Origin of the sequence: Nocardioides aurantiacus (assembly GCF_003752505.1) — a bacterium.
Taxonomy (GTDB): Bacteria; Actinomycetota; Actinomycetes; order Propionibacteriales; family Nocardioidaceae; genus Marmoricola; species Marmoricola aurantiacus.
In genome coordinates this window covers 2,916,897-2,936,100 of the sequence record NZ_RKHO01000001.1, presented here as the reverse complement: position 1 = coordinate 2,936,100, position 19,204 = coordinate 2,916,897, and the positions used below count along the sequence as shown (strand labels likewise).

Here is a 19,204-nt window from a genome sequence, read left to right as displayed (position 1 = left end):
TTGCCCCGCAGCCGGTCGGAAACGATCTGCACGGTGCGCGCTTGATTCTTGAGAACTCAACAGTGTGTCAAAAGTCGACGAATTAATTTACCTGTCGGCTGTTTTCTGTGGCTCTCGTTTGTGGGGGTTGTGGGGGATGGTTGATGGTTCCTTTGGTAGAACGACGATGATTCTGGCAATTTGATTTGTCAGTGTTGCGTTTTTTTGCCGGGGTTTGGATTTTCTGTTTTTCAATGGAGAGTTTGATCCTGGCTCAGGACGAACGCTGGCGGCGTGCTTAACACATGCAAGTCGAGCGGTAAGGCCCTTCGGGGTACACGAGCGGCGAACGGGTGAGTAACACGTGAGCAATCTGCCCTGCACTTTGGGATAACCACCGGAAACGGTGGCTAATACCGGATATGACCTGGCGCGGCATCGCGTTGGGTGGAAAGTTCTGGCGGTGCAGGATGAGCTCGCGGCCTATCAGCTTGTTGGTGAGGTAATGGCTCACCAAGGCTTCGACGGGTAGCCGGCCTGAGAGGGTGACCGGCCACACTGGGACTGAGACACGGCCCAGACTCCTACGGGAGGCAGCAGTGGGGAATATTGGACAATGGGCGAAAGCCTGATCCAGCAACGCCGCGTGAGGGATGACGGCCTTCGGGTTGTAAACCTCTTTCAGCGCAGACGAAGCGAAAGTGACGGTATGCGCAGAAGAAGCACCGGCCAACTACGTGCCAGCAGCCGCGGTAATACGTAGGGTGCGAGCGTTGTCCGGAATTATTGGGCGTAAAGGGCTCGTAGGCGGTTTGTTGCGTCGGGAGTGAAAACTCAGGGCTTAACCCTGAGCCTGCTTCCGATACGGGCAGACTAGAGGTATGCAGGGGAGAACGGAATTCCTGGTGTAGCGGTGAAATGCGCAGATATCAGGAGGAACACCGGTGGCGAAGGCGGTTCTCTGGGCATTACCTGACGCTGAGGAGCGAAAGTGTGGGGAGCGAACAGGATTAGATACCCTGGTAGTCCACACCGTAAACGTTGGGCGCTAGGTGTGGGACTCATTCCACGAGTTCCGTGCCGCAGCTAACGCATTAAGCGCCCCGCCTGGGGAGTACGGCCGCAAGGCTAAAACTCAAAGGAATTGACGGGGGCCCGCACAAGCGGCGGAGCATGCGGATTAATTCGATGCAACGCGAAGAACCTTACCTAGGTTTGACATACACCAGAAGCCCCTGGAGACAGGGGTCTCTTTGGACACTGGTGTACAGGTGGTGCATGGCTGTCGTCAGCTCGTGTCGTGAGATGTTGGGTTAAGTCCCGCAACGAGCGCAACCCTCGTCTTATGTTGCCAGCACGTCATGGTGGGGACTCATAAGAGACTGCCGGGGTCAACTCGGAGGAAGGTGGGGATGACGTCAAGTCATCATGCCCCTTATGCCTAGGGCTTCACGCATGCTACAATGGCCGGTACAAAGGGCTGCGATACCGTAAGGTGGAGCGAATCCCAAAAAGCCGGTCTCAGTTCGGATTGGGGTCTGCAACTCGACCCCATGAAGTCGGAGTCGCTAGTAATCGCAGATCAGCAACGCTGCGGTGAATACGTTCCCGGGCCTTGTACACACCGCCCGTCACGTCACGAAAGTTGGCAACACCCGAAGCCAGTGGCCCAACCGTTTACGGAGGGAGCTGTCGAAGGTGGGGCGAGCGATTGGGACGAAGTCGTAACAAGGTAGCCGTACCGGAAGGTGCGGCTGGATCACCTCCTTTCTAAGGAGCATCTTGGCGCTGCCCCGTAGGGGTGGTGTCCATGGCAGTCGTTCGGGGCCGTTCGTGTCTCGCGTCTGTCAGCTGCTTGGTGGAACGTCGATTAGTTGGTGCAGGCCGCAGGCGCGGTCCTGGTCAGTACTGTCCGTCACTGGTTCGCTGGTGGTGGGCGTGGAAAAACTGGGGTCGTGTGCGTCGGTTAGTGCTTGACACACTGTTGGGTCCTGAGGGATCGAGTGGAATGACTCGGTTACCTTTGCGGCGCCTGATGCCTCGAACTGCCCGTGTGTTGGGTCTCCACTGTTGGTGGGGGTCTGGTGCGGGGGTCAGCGGGGGTTTTGTCAGGTGTTCCGCCCGCAGTTTGAGAACTACACAGTGGACGCGAGCATCTTTGTAGCAAGACAAGCTACTAAGGGCACATGGTGGATGCCTTGGCACCAAGAGCCGATGAAGGACGTAGGAGCCTGCGATAAGCCCCGGGAAGTTGGCAACCGAGCGTTGATCCGGGGATGTCCGAATGGGGAAACCCAGCTGGAGTCATGTCCAGTTACGCCCACCTGAACACATAGGGTGTGGTGAGGGAACACCGGGAAGTGAAACATCTCAGTACCGGTAGGAAGAGAAAACAACAGTGATTCCGAGAGTAGTGGCGAGCGAAATCGGATGAGGCCAAACTCAGGTCGTGTGATAGCCGGCAGGCGTTGCGGTTTGAGGGTTGTGGGGCCGCCTGGCTGGTTCTGCCGAACCAGCGCAGAGTAAGAAACTGATCGTGAAGTGGAAGTGGACTGGAAAGTCCCGGCGTAGAGGGTGATACCCCCGTATACGTAAGCGTTCAGCTCTGTGGCGTTACCCCAAGTAACACGGAACCCCTGAAATTCCGTGTGAATCTGGCGGGACCACCCGTTAAGCCTAAATACTCCTTGGTGACCGATAGCGGACAAGTACCGTGAGGGAAAGGTGAAAAGTACCCCTGGCGGGGAGTGAAATAGTACCTGAAACCATGTGCCTACAATCCGTCGGAGCTGAAGTCCATTTATGGACCAGGTGACGGCGTGCCTTTTGAAGAATGAGCCTGCGAGTTTGCGTTGTGTCGCGAGGTTAACCCGTGTGGGGTAGCCGTAGCGAAAGCGAGTCCTAATAGGGCGTTTGAGTGGCACGATCAAGACCCGAAGCGAAGTGATCTATCCATGGGCAGGTTGAAGCGCGGGTAAGACCGCGTGGAGGACCGAACCCACTTAGGTTGAAAACTGAGGGGATGACCTGTGGATAGGGGTGAAAGGCCAATCAAACTTCGTGATAGCTGGTTCTCCCCGAAATGCATTTAGGTGCAGCGTCGCGTGTTTCTTCCCGGAGGTAGAGCACTGGATGGTCTAGGGGGCCCACAAGCTTACCGAAATCAACCAAACTCCGAATGCCGGGAAGTGAGAGCGCGGCAGTGAGACAGTGGGGGATAAGCTCCATTGTCGAGAGGGAAACAGCCCAGACCATCAGCTAAGGCCCCTAAGCGGTGACTAAGTGGAAAAGGATGTGGAGTCGCACAGACAACCAGGAGGTTGGCTTAGAAGCAGCCACCCTTGAAAGAGTGCGTAATAGCTCACTGGTCAAGTGATTCCGCGCCGACAATGTAGCGGGGCTCAAGTCATCCGCCGAAGCTATGGCATTCATGCGTTATCCAGGCCCACTTTGGTGGGTCCAGGTGTGTGGATGGGTAGGGGAGCGTCGTGTGGCGAGTGAAGCGGCGGTGTGAACCAGTCGTGGATGCCACACGAGTGAGAATGCAGGCATGAGTAGCGAATGAAGAGTGAGAAACTCTTCCGCCGAATGATCAAGGGTTCCAGGGTCAAGCTAATCTGCCCTGGGTAAGTCGGGACCTAAGGCGAGGCCGACAGGCGTAGTCGATGGACAACGGGTTGATATTCCCGTACCGGCAAAACAGCGCCCCTGACGAGGCTGGTGATGCTAAGTGCCCGAAACCACCGGGACCCTTCGGGGCGATGGTGGCAGAGCGCATGACCCGATCCAGTAGTAGTCAAGCGATGGGGTGACGCAGGAAGGTAGTCCAACCAACGCGATGGTTGTCGTTGGCTAAGGGTGTAGGACGAGAGATAGGCAAATCCGTCTCTCATATAGTCTGAGACCTGATGGGGAGCCCGTATGGGTGAAGTGGATGATCCTATGCTGTCGAGAAAAACCTCTAGCGAGCTGTGCGCCGCCCGTACCCCAAACCGACTCAGGTGATCAGGTAGAGAATACCAAGGCGATCGAGTGAACCATGGTTAAGGAACTCGGCAAAATGCCCCCGTAACTTCGGGAGAAGGGGGGCCGGATCCGTTATCACACTTGCTGTGAGACGCGGTGATGGCCGCAGAGACCAGGCCCAAGCGACTGTTTACTAAAAACACAGGTCCGTGCGAAGTTGTAAGACGATGTATACGGACTGACTCCTGCCCGGTGCTGGAAGGTTAAGGGGACCTGTTAGACACATTCGTGTGTCGAAGCGGAGAACTTAAGCCCCAGTAAACGGCGGTGGTAACTATAACCATCCTAAGGTAGCGAAATTCCTTGTCGGGTAAGTTCCGACCTGCACGAATGGAGTAACGACTTGGGCGCTGTCTCAACCGTGGACTCGGCGAAATTGCACTACGAGTAAAGATGCTCGTTACGCGCGGCAGGACGGAAAGACCCCGGGACCTTTACTATAGTTTGGTATTGGTGTTTGGTTCGACTTGTGTAGGATAGGTGGGAGACTGTGAAGCGCTCACGCCAGTGGGTGTGGAGTCATCGTTGAAATACCACTCTGGTCGTATTAGATATCTAACCTAGGTCCGTTATCCGGATCAGGGACAGTGCCTGATGGGTAGTTTAACTGGGGCGGTTGCCTCCTAAAATGTAACGGAGGCGCTCAAAGGTTCCCTCAGCCTGGTTGGCAATCAGGTTTCGAGTGTAAGTGCACAAGGGAGCTTGACTGTGAGAGTGACAGCTCGAGCAGGGACGAAAGTCGGAACTAGTGATCCGGCGCTGGCATGTGGAAGCGGCGTCGCTCAACGGATAAAAGGTACCCCGGGGATAACAGGCTGATCTTCCCCAAGAGTCCATATCGACGGGATGGTTTGGCACCTCGATGTCGGCTCGTCGCATCCTGGGGCTGGAGTAGGTCCCAAGGGTTGGGCTGTTCGCCCATTAAAGCGGCACGCGAGCTGGGTTTAGAACGTCGTGAGACAGTTCGGTCCCTATCCGCCGCGCGCGCAGGAAACTTGAGAAAGGCTGTCCCTAGTACGAGAGGACCGGGATGGACGAACCTCTGGTGTGCCAGTTGTTCTGCCAAGAGCACGGCTGGTTGGCTACGTTCGGAAGTGATAACCGCTGAAAGCATCTAAGCGGGAAGCACGTTTCAAGATGAGGTTTCCCACCGGGTTAACCGGGTAAGGCCCCCAGTAGACGACTGGGTTGATAGGCCGGAGGTGTACAGCAGTAATGCCTAGCCGACCGGTACTAATAGGCCGAGGGCTTGTCCCTCAAAGATGTTGCGCGTCCACTGTGTGGTTCCCGAGTTACGGACGGGAACACGAGAAGTTTTTGTGTCCACTGTGTAGATAACTCCATAGAGTTACGGCGGCCATAGCGTCAGGGAAATACCCGGTCCCATTCCGAACCCGGAAGTCAAGCCTGACAGCGCCGATGGTACTGCGACCGGGAGGTCGTGGGAGAGTAGGACGTCGCCGGACAACACTTCACTGAGGGCCGCCCCCGACACCCGGGGGCGGCCCTCAGCTGTGTCATGCCCCGGGCAGCACGGCGTACGACGGTCAGGGCTGTGTCCCTGTCAGGGGTCGCTGCGATGCTGTCGTAGGGTTGATCCTCTTCCCCCCGCACCCCCTGGAGCCGGTGAGCTCCGGGCGGTGGCTGGTGTCCTGCCGAGACTCCGCGAAAGGGCTGATCGCGCTCCATGTCCTCCCCCCGGGACGGCTTCGTCCACCTGCACAACCACACCGAGTACTCGATGCTCGACGGGGCGGCGCGGCTCGGTGACATGTTCGAGCGGACCGCCGAGCTGGGCATGGATGCCATCGCCATGACCGACCACGGCAACGTGTTCGGGGCCTATGACTTCTGGTCCAAGGCCCGTGCGGCCGGCGTGAAGCCCATCATCGGGATGGAGGCCTACGCCACCCCCAACACCCCGCGCAACGTGCGCAAGCGGGTGCGGTGGAACGACGGTGGCGACGACGACGTCTCGGGCTCGGGTGCCTACACCCACATGACGCTCCTCGCCGAGACGACCGAGGGCATGCACAACCTGTTCCGGATGTCCTCGCAGGCCTACATCGACGGCTTCTTCTACAAGCCGCGCATCGACCGTGAGCTGTTGTCACAGCACGGCCGGGGCATCATCGGCACCACCGGTTGCCCCTCGGGCGAGGTGCAGACCTGGCTGCGGATCGGGCAGTACGACAACGCCCGTCAGGCCGCGTCTGAGTTCCAGGACATCCTGGGCAAGGACAACTACTTCCTCGAGCTGATGGACCACGGGCTCGACATCGAGACGCGCGTCCGCGACGGCCTGCTGCGCCTGTCCCGGGACCTCGGCATCCCGCCGATCGCCACCAACGACTCCCACTACGTGCGCCAGGAGGACGCAGGTGCCCACGAGCACCTGCTGTGCGTCTCCTCGGGCAGCACGATGAGCGACCCCAAGCGGTTCCGTTTCAACGGCGACGGCTACTACGTCAAGTCGCCCGGCGAGATGCGCCACCTGTGGCGCGACCTCCCCGAGGCCTGCGACAACACCCTGCTGATCGCGCAGCGGTGCGACGTGGAGTTCAACGAGTCGGCCAACTACATGCCGGCCTTCCCGTGCCCCGAGGGCGAGGACGAGACCTCCTGGATGATCAAGGAGGTCGAGAAGGGGCTGCGCTACCGCTACCCGCAGGGCATCCCCGACGACGTCCGGGCGCGGGCCGACTTCGAGGTCGGCGTGATCACCCAGATGGGCTTCCCCGGCTACTTCCTGGTCGTGGCCGACTTCATCAACTGGGCCAAGGACAACGGCATCCGCGTCGGGCCCGGTCGCGGTTCCGGCGCGGGCTCGATGGTGGCGTACGCCATGCGGATCACCGACCTCGACCCGCTGGTGCACGGCCTGATCTTCGAGCGGTTCCTCAACCCCGACCGCGTCTCCATGCCCGACTTCGACATCGACTTCGACGAGCGTCGCCGGGGCGAGGTGATCCGCTACGTCACCGAGCGCTACGGCAGCGAGCGGGTCTCGATGATCGTCACCTACGGCACCATCAAGGCCAAGCAGGCGGTCAAGGACTCCTCGCGGATCCTCGGCTACCCCTTCGCCATGGGGGACCGCGTCACCAAGGCCATGCCCGCCGCGGTCATGGGCAAGGACATCCCGCTCAAGCAGCTCTTCGACCCCGCCCACAAGCGCTACAGCGAGGGCGGCGACTTCCGCTCGCTCTACGAGGGCGACCAGGACGTCCGCACGGTCGTGGACACCGCGATCGGCATCGAGGGGCTCAAGCGGCAGTGGGGCGTGCACGCGGCCGGCGTCATCATGTCCAGCGAGCCGATCCAGAACGTCATCCCCGTGCTCAAGCGCGAGGCCGACGGCGCGATCATCACGCAGTTCGACTACCCGACGTGCGAGAAGCTCGGGCTGATCAAGATGGACTTCCTCGGGTTGCGCAACCTGACGGTCCTCGACGACGCGCTGATCAACATCGAGAACAACCGCGGCGAGAAGGTCGTGCTCGAGGACCTCGAGCTGACCGACCCGGCGACGTACGCCCTGCTGCAGCGCGGCGACACCCTCGGCGTCTTCCAGCTCGACGGCGGCCCGATGCGGGCACTGCTGCGCAGCATGCAGCCCGACGTGTTCGAGGACATCTCCGCGGTCGGCGCGCTCTACCGCCCCGGCCCGATGGGGGCGGACTCGCACAACAAGTACGCCCGCCGCAAGACCGGCCGGGAGCCGGTGGTGGCGATCCACCCCGAGCTCGAGGAGCCGCTGGCCGACGTCCTGGGCGAGACCTACGGGTTGATCGTCTACCAGGAGCAGGTGATGGCGATCGCCCAGAAGCTCGCCGGCTACTCGCTCGGACAGGCCGACATCCTGCGTCGTGCGATGGGCAAGAAGAAGAAGGAGGAGCTGGACAAGCAGTTCGCCGGCTTCTCCGCGGGGATGGTGGAGCGGGGCTACTCCGCGGCGGCCGTGAAGACGCTGTGGGACATCCTGCTGCCGTTCTCCGACTACGCCTTCAACAAGGCGCACTCCGCGGCGTACGGCGTGGTGTCGTACTGGACGGCCTACCTCAAGGCCAACTACCCGGCCGAGTACATGGCCGCGCTCCTGACCTCGGTCAAGGACGACAAGGACAAGATGGCGATCTACCTCAACGAGTGTCGCCGCATGAAGATCCAGGTGCTGCCGCCCGACGTCAACGAGTCGCAGGCCAACTTCACCCCGGTCGGGGAGGACATCCGCTTCGGCCTCACCGCGGTGCGCAACGTCGGCGCCAACGTGGTCGAGCAGATCATCGCCACCCGCCGGGAGAAGGGCCGCTTCACCGACTTCGCCGACTTCATGGGCAAGGTGCCCGCGCAGGTCTGCAACAAGCGCCTGGTGGAGTCGCTGGTCAAGGCCGGCGCCTACGACGAGATGAAGCACGGGCGGCGGGCGCTGCTCGCCGTGCACGAGCAGGCGGTCGACCAGTACGTCGACATCAAGCGCAACGAGGCGATCGGGCAGGACTCCCTGTTCGGTGGGCTCGACGAGGACGACGGTGGCTTCGGGGTCAGCGTCGCGGTGCCCGACATCCCGGAGTGGGACAAGTCGACGCTGCTGGGCCACGAGCGGGAGATGCTCGGCCTCTACGTCTCCGACCACCCGCTGACCGGGCTCGAGCACGTGCTCTCGCAGGCGGCCGACTGCACCATCGGTCAGCTGCTCACCGACGAGGACCGGGGGGAGAACTCCCCGGCCACGATCTGCGGGCTGATCACGGCCGTCACCCGCAAGATCACCAAGACCGGCAACGCCTGGGCCATCGTCACCGTCGAGGACCTCGAGGGGGCGATCGACGTGCTCTTCTTCCCCAGCGACTACCAGCTCGCGGCGACGCTGCTCGTCGAGGACACCGTGGTGGCCGTGCAGGGTCGGCTGGACCGGAGCAAGGACCAGCCCGAGCTGCGCGGCAAGAGCGTCTCGACGCCGGTGATGGAGGAGCGTGGGGTCGGCCCCGTCACCCTCAACCTGCCCGCGACCCGGTGCACGCCCCCGGTCGTGGAGCGGCTCAAGGAGGTGCTGCGGACCCATCCCGGCACCACCGAGGTCCGGCTCAAGCTGGTCGGCCGCCGTGGGACCCAGCTGCTGCGCCTCGACGACCGGCTGCGCGTCTCGGCGTCGCCGGCGCTCTACGGCGACCTCAAGCACCTGCTCGGCCCGGGGTGCCTGGGGTGAGCCTGCGATGATCCCCCGGTGAGCACCGTGCACCCGGGGGCCCCCGTCGACCACGACCGGCCCCGGCCCGACGTCGGTCACCCGGCCACGCCGCGCGAGGTCCTCCTCGACGCCGCCGTGGTGCTGGTGTGGTCGCTCGCGGCGGGCGTCGTCGGCGCACTGGTCTGGTGGCAGGTGACCCCGCTGCCGCAGGCGACCGCCACCCCGGACGGCCCCGCGCTCACCGCCCGCGAGCTGGCCGGCCAGGTCGCCGTCGACGGGTGGTTCGCGGTCGTCGCCGCGGTCCTGGGCCTGGTCAGCGGCGTCGTGCTGCTCGCCTGGCGCCGGCGCGACCCGCTGCTCAGCGTGGCGCTCGTGGTGCTGGGCGCGGCTCTCGCGGCCCAGGTCGCGACGCGGCTCGGCGGGGTGCTGGGCCCGGCCGACCCCGCGACCGTCCTGGACGGACGGGCCGAGGGAGCGCAGGCGCCGCTCCAGCTCGCGCTGCAGGCACCCGGTCTGGTCTGGGTCTGGCCGGCGGCCGCCGCGCTGGGGGCGCTGCTCCACCTGTTCGTGCTGCGCCGCGACTAGCAGCGCGGGCCCTCAGCTGCCCGACGAGGCCCGCGCCACCGGCGCCACGACGGCCCCGGCCAGCGCGACCAGGTCGGCGGGGCTGAGGCCGAGGTCGAGGCCGCGCTTGCCGCCGCTGACGTAGACGGTCGCCAGTGCCGTGACGGACGCGTCCACCACCGTCGTCAGCCGGTGGCGCTGGCCCAGGGGGGAGATCCCGCCCACGACGTAGCCGGTGCTGCGCTCGGCGGCCGCGGGGTCGGCCAGCGCCGCGCGCTTGCCACCCACGGCCGCGGCCAGGGCCTTGAGGTCCAGCCGCGTGGAGACCGGGACGACCGCCACTACGAGCCGCCCGTCGACCTCGGCCACGAGCGTCTTGAGCACCGCGGCCGGGTCCAGGCCCAGCTGCTCGGCTGCCTCGAGTCCGTAGGAGGCGGTCGCGGGGTCGTGGACGTAGGGGTGGCTGGTGAACGGGACCCCCGCCCGCTCGAGGGCGACGGTGGCCGGCGTACCTCCGGCGCGTCGGCGTGCCACGGCGCTAGTTGGGCGACCAGCGGGTGCGGGCGACCTCGGTCGCGGGCAGCGACGGGACCGCCCGCATCGCGCGCATCTCGTCGTGCAGCGTGTGGCGCAGCATGCCCAGGCGCTGCCGGGCACCGTCGGCCTCGAGCAGCGCCTGGCGCTGGGGCAGGGTGAGCAGGCAGGTGGTGGCCAGCGCGTAGGAGAGGTAGGCCGGGTCGTCGGGCATCTGGCCCGTCAGCACCGGCCCCCCGCGGAGCTCGGAGAGCTGGTCGCGGTAGCGCTCGAAGGCGGCGAGCGTGCGGGCCGCCTCGACCTCGGCCTCCGGCTCGTCGGTGTCGGTGAGCAGCTCGACCTCCCCGCGCAGGAACGGGCCGCTGCTGTCGTGCTCGGTGACCCGCATCCGCTGCCGGCCGATCACCTCGATGTCGAAGCGACCGTCGTCGTAGGCCTCGGCCTCGGTCAGCTGGACGAGCGTGCCGACCCGGTGCACCGACTGCGCCCCGTGGTCGCCGACCTCGTAACCCTCGCGGATCGCGACGATGCCGAAGACGCGGTCGAAGACCTCCTCGATCCCGAGCAGCTCGCGCACCATGGCGCGGTAGCGCTCCTCGAAGATGTGCAGCGGCGTCGCGACACCGGGGAACAGCACCGCGTTGAGCGGGAACAGCGGCACCGACGTCACCCTGCCAACCTACGACGCCGGCCGCGCTAGCGTGGCCAGGCGCACCCCGACACCGCTGGAGGCACTGTGGAGACCCGACGCCTGGGCCGGCTCGAGCACCGCTCGTCCGTGCTCGTCTACGGGGCGGCCTCGCTCGCCGAGGTCGACCAGGACACCGCCGACGCCTCGGTCGCCGAGGCGCTGGCGGCGGGCATCAACCACGTCGACGTCGCTGCGGCCTACGGCGACGCGGAGCTGCGGCTCGGCGCGATGATGGACGACCTCCGCGGCCGGGTGTTCCTCGCCACCAAGACCGGTCTCCGTGGCGAGGAGGAGGCGTGGGCGCAGATCAACCGGTCGCTGGAGCGGCTCCGGACCGATCACGTCGACCTGCTGCAGCTGCACGAGGTGGGCAAGCTCGCCGACCTCGACCTGGTCACCGCCGAGCACGGGTCGCTGCGCGCGGCGGTGCGGGCCCGCGAGGAGGGGCTGGTGCGTGCCATCGGCATCACCGGCCACACCCACGAGGCCCCGGCCACGCACCTCGAGGCGCTGCGCCGCTTCCCCTTCGACACCGTGCTCACGCCGCTCAACCGCACGCTCTGCCTCGTCCCGGGGTACGCCGAGGACTACGCCGCCCTGGTGGAGGCGGTCCGCGCCGACGACGTCGGCCTGATGACGATCAAGGCGGTCGCCCGTCGACCGTGGCCGGACGCCCAGCGCCGCTACGCCACCTGGTACGAGCCCTTCGACGAGCAGCCGCAGGTCACGGCGGCGATCTCGTGGGTCCTGGACGGCCACCCCGAGGTCACCGGCATCGCGACGGCGGGAGAGACCCGGCTGCTGCGGCAGGCCGTCCTGGCCGAGCAGCAGCGTCGCGACCTGGCCGCGGGGGAGGCCGAGGCGACCCTCGACCGGCTGGGTGCCGACGACTACTCCACGCCCTTCGTCGGGGCCGACGCCTAGGCGGTGGGCGCGGGGACGGCGCCGTCGTCCCGGGCACCTAGAATGGAGCCATGATCCGCCGCATCGACCTGCGGGACGGTGCCGCTGGCACCGATCCCGACTACCGCACCCTCGTGCCCCGCGCCGACTTCGACGTCGAGGCGGCGGTCCACGTGGTGCGCCCGATCTGCGACGACGTCCGCGACCGCGGGGTCGAGGCGATCCGGGAGTACTCCCGGAAGTTCGACCGCGTCGAGCAGACCGACATCACCGTGCCCCGCCAGGCGCTCCGCGACGCGCTGGCCGAGCTCGACCCGGCGATCCGGGCCGGGCTCGAGGAGTCCGTGCGCCGGCTGCGGCTGACCTGCGAGGCCGAGCTGGAGTCCGACGTCGTCACCGACCTCGGTCCCGGTGCCCGCGTCACGCAACGGCTGGTGCCCGTCGACCGCGTCGGCCTCTACGTGCCCGGCGGCGTGGCCCCGCTGGTCTCCAGCGTGCTGATGAACGTCGTCCCCGCCCAGGTGGCCGGGGTCGGCTCGATCGCGCTGACCAGCTCGCCGCAGGCCGACTTCGGTGGGCTGCCGCACCCCACGATCCTGGCGGCCTGCGAGCTGCTCGGCATCGAGGAGGTGTACGCCGTCGGCGGCGCCCAGGCGATCGCGATGTTCGCCCACGGGGCCGGCCCGTGCCGCCGCGTCGACCTGGTGACCGGGCCGGGCAACATCTACACCGTCTCGGCCAAGCGGCTGCTCAAGGGCCTGGTGGGCATCGACTCCGAGGCCGGACCGACCGAGATCGCGGTCCTGGCCGACGAGACCGCCGACGCCGGCCACGTCGCCGCCGACCTGGTCAGCCAGGCCGAGCACGACCCGATGGCCGCCTCGGTGCTGGTCACCGACTCGCTGCGGCTGGCCGACGAGGTCGAGGCGGAGCTGGACAAGCAGGTGGCCGCCACGCGCCACGTCGAGCGGGTCCGCACCGCGCTCACGGGTGTGCAGTCCGGCATCGTGCTGGTCGACGACGTCGAGCAGGGCCTCGCGGTCGTCAACGCCTACGCCGCCGAGCACACCGAGATCCAGACCGCCGACGCCGCGACGGTGGCCCGCCGGGTCCGCAACGCGGGCGCGGTGTTCGTGGGCCCGTGGGCGCCGGTTTCGCTGGGCGACTACTGCGCCGGTTCCAACCACGTGCTGCCGACCGCCGGTTGCGCCTGCCACTCCTCGGGCCTCTCGGTCCGGTCGTTCCTGCGCGCGATCCACCTCGTGGAGTACTCCCGCGAGGCGCTCGACGAGGTCGCCGGCCACGTCACGACGCTGGCCCACGCCGAGGACCTCCCCGGCCACGCCGCCGCCGTCGACGTCCGGTTCGACCGGTGAGCACCACCACCCCCGCGAGCACCCCCGTCGTCCCCGGCGACCTGTCCTGGGTGCCGCTGCGCGAGGAGCTGCGCGGGGCCTCGCCCTACGGCGCCCCGCAGCTCGACGTCCCCGTGCAGCTCAACGTCAACGAGAACCCCTACGGGCCCTCGCCCGCCGTGGTCGAGGACGTCGCCGCGTCAGTGGCCCGGGCGGCCACGACGCTCAACCGCTACCCCGACCGCGAGTTCGTCGAGCTGCGCGCCGGGTTGGCGGCCTACCTCTGCGCCGAGGCGGGGGTCGAGGTCGGCCCCGCGCAGGTGTGGGCCGCCAACGGGTCCAACGAGGTGATGCTGCAGCTGCTGCAGGCCTTCGGCGGGCCCGGCCGGACGGCGATCAGCTTCGCCCCGACGTACAGCATGTATCCCGAGTACGCCCGGGACGCCATGACCGGCTGGGTCGCGGGTCGCCGGCACGACGACTTCAGCTTCGACCTCGCCGAGGCCGAGCGGTTGATCGCCGAGCACCGGCCCAGCGTCGTGCTGCTGCCCTCGCCCAACAACCCGACCGGCACGGCGCTGCCCCACGACGTCATCGGCACGCTGTGCGAGCTGGTCGGCGACACCGGCGTCGTGGTCATCGACGAGGCCTACGCCGAGTTCCGGCGTGCCGGCACGCCCTCGGCCCTCGAGCTGCTGCCTGCGCACCGCAACCTGGTCGTGACCCGCACCATGAGCAAGGCGTTCGCGCTGGCCGGGGCCCGGCTGGGCTACCTCGCCGCCGCACCCGAGCTGTGCGACGCGCTGCGCGTCGTCCGGCTGCCCTACCACCTCTCTGCAGTCACCCAGGCGACCGCGCTGGCCGCGCTGCGCCACGCCGACGAGCTGCTCGGCCGGGTCGAGGAGCTGCGCGCCGAGCGCGACCGCACCGTGACCTGGCTGCGCGAGCAGGGGCTGGAGGTCGCCGAGAGCGACGCCAACTTCGTGCTCTTCGGCCGCTTCGCCGACCGGCAGGACGTGTGGCAGCAGCTGCTCGACGCCGGTGTGCTGATCCGCGTCACCGGCCCCGAGGGCTGGCTGCGGGTCTCCGTCGGCACCCCGGCGGAGATGCAGGCCTTCCGGAGCGCGCTCACCGCCGCGCTCGACACCACCACCGAAGGAGGCGGCCGATGAGCCGCACCGCCCGCATCGAGCGACGGACCAACGAGTCCTCGGTCGTCGTCGAGCTCGACCTCGACGGCTCCGGCCGCACCGACATCGCCACCGGCGTCGGCTTCTACGACCACATGCTCGACGCCCTCGGCCGCCACTCGCTGATCGACCTCAGCGTGCGCACCGAGGGCGACGTCCACATCGACGGCCACCACAGCATCGAGGACACCGCGATCGTGATCGGTGCCGCGCTGCGCGAGGCGCTCGGCGACAAGCGGGGGATCAAGCGGTACGGCGACGCGCTGGTCCCGCTCGACGAGGCGCTGGCGCAGGCCGTCGTCGACGTCTCCGGCCGCCCCTACTTCGTGCACTCCGGCGAGCCCGAGGGGCAGGTCTACGCCCTGATCGGCGGCTCCGGTGTGCCGTACGCCGGCTCGCTGACCGCCCACGTGCTGGAGTCGCTCGCCCACCACGCCGGCATCACCCTGCACGTCCGGGTGCTCGGCGGCCGCGACCCCCACCACATCGTGGAGGCGCAGTTCAAGGCCGTCGCCCGGGCGCTGCGCGACGCCGTGGCCCTGGACCCCCGCGAGACGGGCGTCCCGTCGACCAAGGGCGCGCTCTGAGCGCCGGTCAGGCTCCCTCGGCGGCCCCCGCCCCGGGCGCCCCGCGCGTGACCGTCCTCGACTACGGGTCGGGCAACCTGCGCTCGGTCGTCCGGGCCGTGGAGCGGGCCGGTGCCGAGGTGACGCTCAGCAGTGACCACGCCACCGCGATGGACGCCGACGGGCTCGTCGTGCCCGGCGTGGGCGCCTTCGCCGCGTGCATGGAGGGCCTGCGCGCGGTGCGCGGCCACGAGGTGATCGGCCGCCGGCTCGCCGGGGGCCGCCCGGTCCTCGGCATCTGCGTGGGCATGCAGATCCTCTTCGAGCGCGGCGTCGAGCACGGCGTGGAGACGGTCGGCTGCGACGAGTGGCCGGGCGTGGTCGAGCGGCTGCAGGCCCCGGTGGTGCCCCACATGGGCTGGAACACCGTCGAGGTGCCCGAGGGGTCGCGGCTGTTCGCCGGCATCGAGGGCGAGCGCTTCTACTTCGTGCACTCCTACGGCGTGCGCGACTGGACGCTGCAGACCAACGGCCGCACCCGCCCCCCGCTGGTGACCTGGGCCGAGCACGGCTCCGGCGACCAGCGCGACCGCTTCGTCGCCGCGGTCGAGAACGGCCCGCTGACCGCCACCCAGTTCCACCCCGAGAAGTCCGGCGACGCCGGCGCCGCGCTGCTGCGCAACTGGGTCGCGACCCTGCCGCGCGCCTGAACCGCCCCACCGACCCGCCACCTGCGAAGGACACGATGACCCAGCACCCCGCCAGCCAGATCCCCGCGCCGCACCTCGAGCTGCTGCCCGCCGTCGACGTCGCGGGCGGCCAGGCCGTGCAGCTGGTGCAGGGCGTCGCCGGCTCGGAGAAGCGGTTCGGCGACCCGGTCGAGGCGGCACTGCGGTGGCAGGAGGCCGGGGCGGAGTGGATCCACCTGGTCGACCTCGACGCCGCCTTCGGGCGCGGTCACAACCGCGACCTGCTGGCCCGCATCGTCGGCACCCTCGACATCGACGTCGAGATGAGCGGCGGCATCCGCGACGACGAGTCCCTCGAGGCCGCGATGACGGCCGGCTGTCGCCGGGTCAACATCGGCACCGCCGCGCTGGAGCAGCCGGCGTGGTGCGCCCGGGCGATCGCCTCGCACGGCGACCGGGTCGCGGTGGGCCTGGACGTGCGGGGTCGCACCCTGGCCGCGCGCGGCTGGACGCAGGAGGGCGGCGACCTCTACGAGGTGCTGGCCCGCCTCGACGCCGAGGGCTGTGCCCGCTACGTCGTGACCGACGTCAACAAGGACGGGATGCTCCAGGGCCCCAACCTGGACCTGCTGCGCGCGGTGTGCGCCGAGACCGACCGGCCGGTGGTCGCCTCGGGCGGCATCACCGAGCTCGCCGACCTCGAGGCGCTGACCGGGCTGCTGGCCGACGGCGTCGAGGGCGCCATCGTGGGCACCGCCCTCTACGAGGGCCGGTTCACCCTGCCCGACGCTCTCGACCTCACCTGGCCCGACCGGCCGCGGCCCCCGGCCGACCCGGCCGAGACCCCCGCGGACCTCCGGCCGTGAGCCTCGCCGTCCGCGTCATCCCGTGCCTCGACGTCGACGGGGGCCGGGTGGTCAAGGGCGTGAACTTCCAGTCCCTGCGCGACGCCGGCGACCCGGTCGAGCTGGCGCGGCTCTACGACGCCGAGGGGGCCGACGAGCTCACCTTCCTCGACATCTCCGCCTCCCACGAGGGGCGCTCCACCACGATGGAGATCGTGGCCGCCACGGCCGAGCAGGTCTTCATCCCGCTGACGGTGGGGGGCGGCGTGAGCAGCGTCGCCGACGTCGACCGGCTGCTGCGCTCGGGCGCGGACAAGGTGGCGGTCAACACCGCCGCGATCCGACGCCCCGAGCTGGTGGCCGAGATCGCGGACCGGTTCGGCAACCAGGTGCTGGTGCTCTCCGTCGACGCCCGGCGTGCCCCCGGCACCGACTCGGGGTTCGAGGTCACCACCCACGGCGGCCGCACCTCGGCCGGCCTGGACGCGCTGGAGTGGGCGGCCCGCGCCGCGGAGCTGGGCGCCGGCGAGATCCTGCTCAACGCCATGGACGCCGACGGCACGCAGGACGGCTTCGACACCGAGCTGATCCGCGCCGTACGACGTGAGGTCGGTGTCCCCGTGATCGCCAGCGGGGGAGCCGGGCGGGTCGAGCACTTCGCCCCCGCGGTCGACGCCGGGGCCGACGCCGTCCTGGCCGCCACCGTCTTCCACTTCGGCACCCTGCGCATCGGCGACGTCAAGGCCGCCCTGCGCGACGCCGGCCACCCGGTGCGCTGACCTCCGGCCGACCGGTCAGCGGCCCTGCGGCACCCAGCACCAGCCGTAGCGCTGGCCCTCGCGCCACTGCGGCCGGGTCGGCCACTCGAAGGACCAGGAGTAGCGCAGCGCCCCGTCGGCCCGCGACGCGGCGACGTCCTCGCAGGCACTGTCGCCGCGGTCGGTGACGGCGCCGTCGAGGTAGCGCGCGTCCGCCGGCAGGTCGACGGTGTCGATCGCGCGCCAGCGGTGGGGGTCGGCACAGGCGACGCGGCGGAAGCCCCGGGCGTCGGGCGCCGCGGTGCCGCAGGTCCCGAACCGGTCGAGCGCGCCGGGTCGGTCGAGGAGGCCGGTCAGCCGGGGTGGCAGCGGCAGCAGGCGGTCCTCGTCGCGCACGGCGACGACGTCGCAGCGGTAGGAGTCGGCGCCGGCGTCGGCCTGCTCCACCGACGGGGTGAACCACACCACCCGCAGCCGGCTCAACCGTCGCGCGGTCTCGTCGCCCCCGGCCCGCTCGAGCAGCGAGGCGGGGCAGGCCCGGGCGACCCGAGCGCGGACCGTCGCCGAGTCGACCGCGAGCAGGTGGCCGGCCTCGACCAGGGGCAGCATCCCGACCTTCACGGTCACGGCGGTGTGGCGGGTGCGGCAGCCCACGGGTGACGTGGTGTCGACCGGCACCGTGGCGCGGTCGAGCGTCAAGGAGCGGCACTCGCCGACGGCGGGGGCGGCGGGCGCGGGGGTGGCGCTGGGGGAGGAGGACGTCGACCCGCCCGACGGGGTCGCCGAGGACCCGGACGACGACGACGACCCCGACGACCCCGACGACCCCGACGACCCGGACGACCCGGCCCCGCCGGCACAGCCGGCCAGCAGGACGGTGGCGACCAGGGCTGCCAGCCCCTGCGCGACCGGGGGCCTCATCGGTCGGTCTTGGCCCAGCAGATCGACCGCCGGTTGCCCGCCTGCCACTCGCCCTGCTTGAACCACGTGAAGCCGAACTCGTAGTCCACCGGGTAGTTCATCCACGCCCCGACGGAGTCGGAGCAGAAGTCGCGGGTGCGGACCTGGGTGAGCCGCTCGCCAGGGTAGGGATCGCCCTTGTCGCCCAGCTTGATGGTGGTCACGGCCCGCCAGTCGTGCTTCTCCGAGCAGGGGACCTTGGTCGAGCCGAGCACGGTGGCGCCGGTCGCGCAGGTCAGCCACTCCTCGGGGGGCTTGGCGCGGAACAGGCCCTTGGTCGGCTCGGGCAGCGCGCGGTAGGCGGTGCTCTCCGTGGTCCCGCCGACCAGGTCGCAGCGGTACCACCGGGCGCCGTCGTCCCAGGCGCTCTCGGAGGGGCGGAACCACGCCCAGCTCAGCTGGATCCGCATCGCCAGGCTCTCGTCGACCCCGAGGAACTTCTCGAAGGCGGCCTCGCAGCGGGGGTAGATCCACTTGCCGTGGCCCCGGTCGTCGTAGCCGTCGCCCGTGGAGTCGGGGAGCGTGCCGATCGCGAACGTCTGCGCGGTGTGCTCGGACCCGCAGGCGACCGGCTCGGCGTCGTTGCTCGGGCTCTCGACGTCCTTCGGCACCAGCCGGTAGCAGGCGCCCAGCTCGGGCGGGTCGGCCCGGTCCGAGGCCGCCTTGGGGGCGAGCGGGGCGGAGGAGCAGGCCGAGAGCAGCAGGGCCAGCGCGAGCAGCAGCAGCAGCGGTGCTGCGCGCCGGTCGTGCCGGAGTGCCCCGGTCGGGTGCTGCGTCACCGGGGTCCCCTCTCGGTCGGCGCGGTGGGGCGATGCTACCGCCAGGTCACCTCACGCGACGCAAGTCCGCCTACCTCGTCCAGGACCCGGTCCGGGCGCCTTTGCCGCACCCGCGGGCCACCCCTCTAGACCGGGGCCCAGGACACGGTCGTGCACCGAGCGTGGGACCGTCCC

At 68.4% G+C, this 19,204-nt stretch carries 13 protein-coding genes and 3 rRNA genes; 12 read left to right on the top strand and 4 right to left on the bottom strand.

Going from position 1 to position 19,204, the window contains the following annotated elements:
- Nucleotides 1–230 precede the first annotated feature (230 nt).
- The 5 genes from EDD33_RS14295 (at nucleotide 231) to EDD33_RS14275 (ending at nucleotide 9,781) form a co-directional block, all read left to right on the top strand.
- Nucleotides 231–1,749: ribosomal RNA gene (locus EDD33_RS14295) — 16S ribosomal RNA — on the top strand.
- A 396-nt stretch (nucleotides 1,750–2,145) separates the two neighbouring features.
- Nucleotides 2,146–5,262: ribosomal RNA gene (locus EDD33_RS14290) — 23S ribosomal RNA — on the top strand.
- A gap of 92 nt (nucleotides 5,263–5,354) precedes the next feature.
- A 5S ribosomal RNA gene (gene rrf, locus EDD33_RS14285) occupies nucleotides 5,355–5,471 on the top strand.
- Together the 16S, 23S and 5S rRNA genes form the textbook arrangement of a ribosomal RNA operon.
- Before the next feature lie 221 nt (nucleotides 5,472–5,692).
- Nucleotides 5,693–9,214 (top strand): DNA polymerase III subunit alpha, encoded by a 3,522-nt coding sequence (dnaE, locus tag EDD33_RS14280; RefSeq protein WP_123391636.1) that lies wholly within the window; start codon nucleotides 5,693–5,695, stop codon nucleotides 9,212–9,214.
- 18 nt (nucleotides 9,215–9,232) lie between these two features.
- A complete protein-coding gene (locus tag EDD33_RS14275; RefSeq protein ID WP_123391635.1) occupies nucleotides 9,233–9,781 on the top strand; it encodes a hypothetical protein in 549 nt (182 codons plus the stop codon).
- A 12-nt stretch (nucleotides 9,782–9,793) separates the two neighbouring features.
- Here the strand turns inward: EDD33_RS14275 and ybaK are convergent, their stop codons facing one another.
- Both ybaK and EDD33_RS14265 read right to left on the bottom strand, forming a co-directional pair.
- On the bottom strand, nucleotides 9,794–10,294 hold the full coding sequence (gene ybaK / locus EDD33_RS14270) for a Cys-tRNA(Pro) deacylase (protein WP_123391634.1): 501 nt from the start codon (nucleotides 10,292–10,294) through the stop codon (nucleotides 9,794–9,796).
- Nucleotides 10,295–10,298: 4 nt separating this feature from the next.
- Nucleotides 10,299–10,964, bottom strand: coding sequence for an LON peptidase substrate-binding domain-containing protein (locus tag EDD33_RS14265; RefSeq protein WP_123391633.1), 666 nt, complete (start codon nucleotides 10,962–10,964; stop codon nucleotides 10,299–10,301).
- Nucleotides 10,965–11,030: 66 nt separating this feature from the next.
- Here EDD33_RS14265 and EDD33_RS14260 point away from each other — a divergent pair, with 66 nt between their 5' ends.
- From EDD33_RS14260 to hisF, 7 genes are read left to right on the top strand one after another with little or no spacing between them, the layout of a single operon-like run.
- Nucleotides 11,031–11,909, top strand: coding sequence for an aldo/keto reductase (locus EDD33_RS14260; RefSeq protein ID WP_123391632.1), 879 nt, complete (start codon nucleotides 11,031–11,033; stop codon nucleotides 11,907–11,909).
- 50 nt (nucleotides 11,910–11,959) lie between these two features.
- The gene (gene hisD / locus EDD33_RS14255; RefSeq protein WP_123391630.1) at nucleotides 11,960–13,264 is read left to right on the top strand and encodes a histidinol dehydrogenase; all 1,305 of its coding nucleotides are present in this window, start codon (nucleotides 11,960–11,962) and stop codon (nucleotides 13,262–13,264) included.
- The gene (locus tag EDD33_RS14250; RefSeq protein WP_425463853.1) at nucleotides 13,261–14,415 is read left to right on the top strand and encodes a histidinol-phosphate transaminase; all 1,155 of its coding nucleotides are present in this window, start codon (nucleotides 13,261–13,263) and stop codon (nucleotides 14,413–14,415) included. Before hisD ends, EDD33_RS14250 begins: the two co-directional genes overlap by 4 nt.
- Nucleotides 14,412–15,020 (top strand): imidazoleglycerol-phosphate dehydratase HisB, encoded by a 609-nt coding sequence (gene hisB, locus EDD33_RS14245; protein WP_123391629.1) that lies wholly within the window; start codon nucleotides 14,412–14,414, stop codon nucleotides 15,018–15,020. The genes EDD33_RS14250 and hisB overlap by 4 nt, the downstream gene beginning before the upstream one ends.
- A gap of 47 nt (nucleotides 15,021–15,067) precedes the next feature.
- A complete protein-coding gene (hisH, locus tag EDD33_RS14240; RefSeq protein ID WP_211332555.1) occupies nucleotides 15,068–15,709 on the top strand; it encodes an imidazole glycerol phosphate synthase subunit HisH in 642 nt (213 codons plus the stop codon).
- A 35-nt stretch (nucleotides 15,710–15,744) separates the two neighbouring features.
- Nucleotides 15,745–16,554 (top strand): bifunctional 1-(5-phosphoribosyl)-5-((5-phosphoribosylamino)methylideneamino)imidazole-4-carboxamide isomerase/phosphoribosylanthranilate isomerase PriA, encoded by an 810-nt coding sequence (priA, locus tag EDD33_RS14235; RefSeq protein ID WP_123391627.1) that lies wholly within the window; start codon nucleotides 15,745–15,747, stop codon nucleotides 16,552–16,554.
- Nucleotides 16,551–17,312, top strand: coding sequence for an imidazole glycerol phosphate synthase subunit HisF (hisF, locus tag EDD33_RS14230; RefSeq protein WP_123391626.1), 762 nt, complete (start codon nucleotides 16,551–16,553; stop codon nucleotides 17,310–17,312). Before priA ends, hisF begins: the two co-directional genes overlap by 4 nt.
- A 15-nt stretch (nucleotides 17,313–17,327) precedes the next feature.
- Here hisF and EDD33_RS14225 read toward each other — a convergent pair whose 3' ends face one another.
- A complete protein-coding gene (locus EDD33_RS14225; RefSeq protein WP_170169833.1) occupies nucleotides 17,328–18,212 on the bottom strand; it encodes a septum formation family protein in 885 nt (294 codons plus the stop codon).
- Complete coding sequence (locus EDD33_RS14215) at nucleotides 18,209–19,030, bottom strand: septum formation family protein (RefSeq protein ID WP_123391622.1); 822 nt, start codon at nucleotides 19,028–19,030, stop codon at nucleotides 18,209–18,211. The genes EDD33_RS14225 and EDD33_RS14215 overlap by 4 nt, the downstream gene beginning before the upstream one ends.
- Nucleotides 19,031–19,204: the final 174 nt, after the last annotated feature.

What these genes read in the sequence shown, in the direction of transcription:
- dnaE (WP_123391636.1), top strand. Translation starts at nt 5,693, where the DNA reads ATGTCCTCCCCCCGGGACGGCTTCGTCCACCTGCACAACCACACCGAG.
- hisD (WP_123391630.1), top strand. Translation starts at nt 11,960, where the DNA reads ATGATCCGCCGCATCGACCTGCGGGACGGTGCCGCTGGCACCGATCCC.
- hisB (WP_123391629.1), top strand. Translation starts at nt 14,412, where the DNA reads ATGAGCCGCACCGCCCGCATCGAGCGACGGACCAACGAGTCCTCGGTC.
- priA (WP_123391627.1), top strand. Translation starts at nt 15,745, where the DNA reads ATGACCCAGCACCCCGCCAGCCAGATCCCCGCGCCGCACCTCGAGCTG.
- EDD33_RS14225 (WP_170169833.1), bottom strand. Translation starts at nt 18,212, where the DNA reads ATGAGGCCCCCGGTCGCGCAGGGGCTGGCAGCCCTGGTCGCCACCGTC.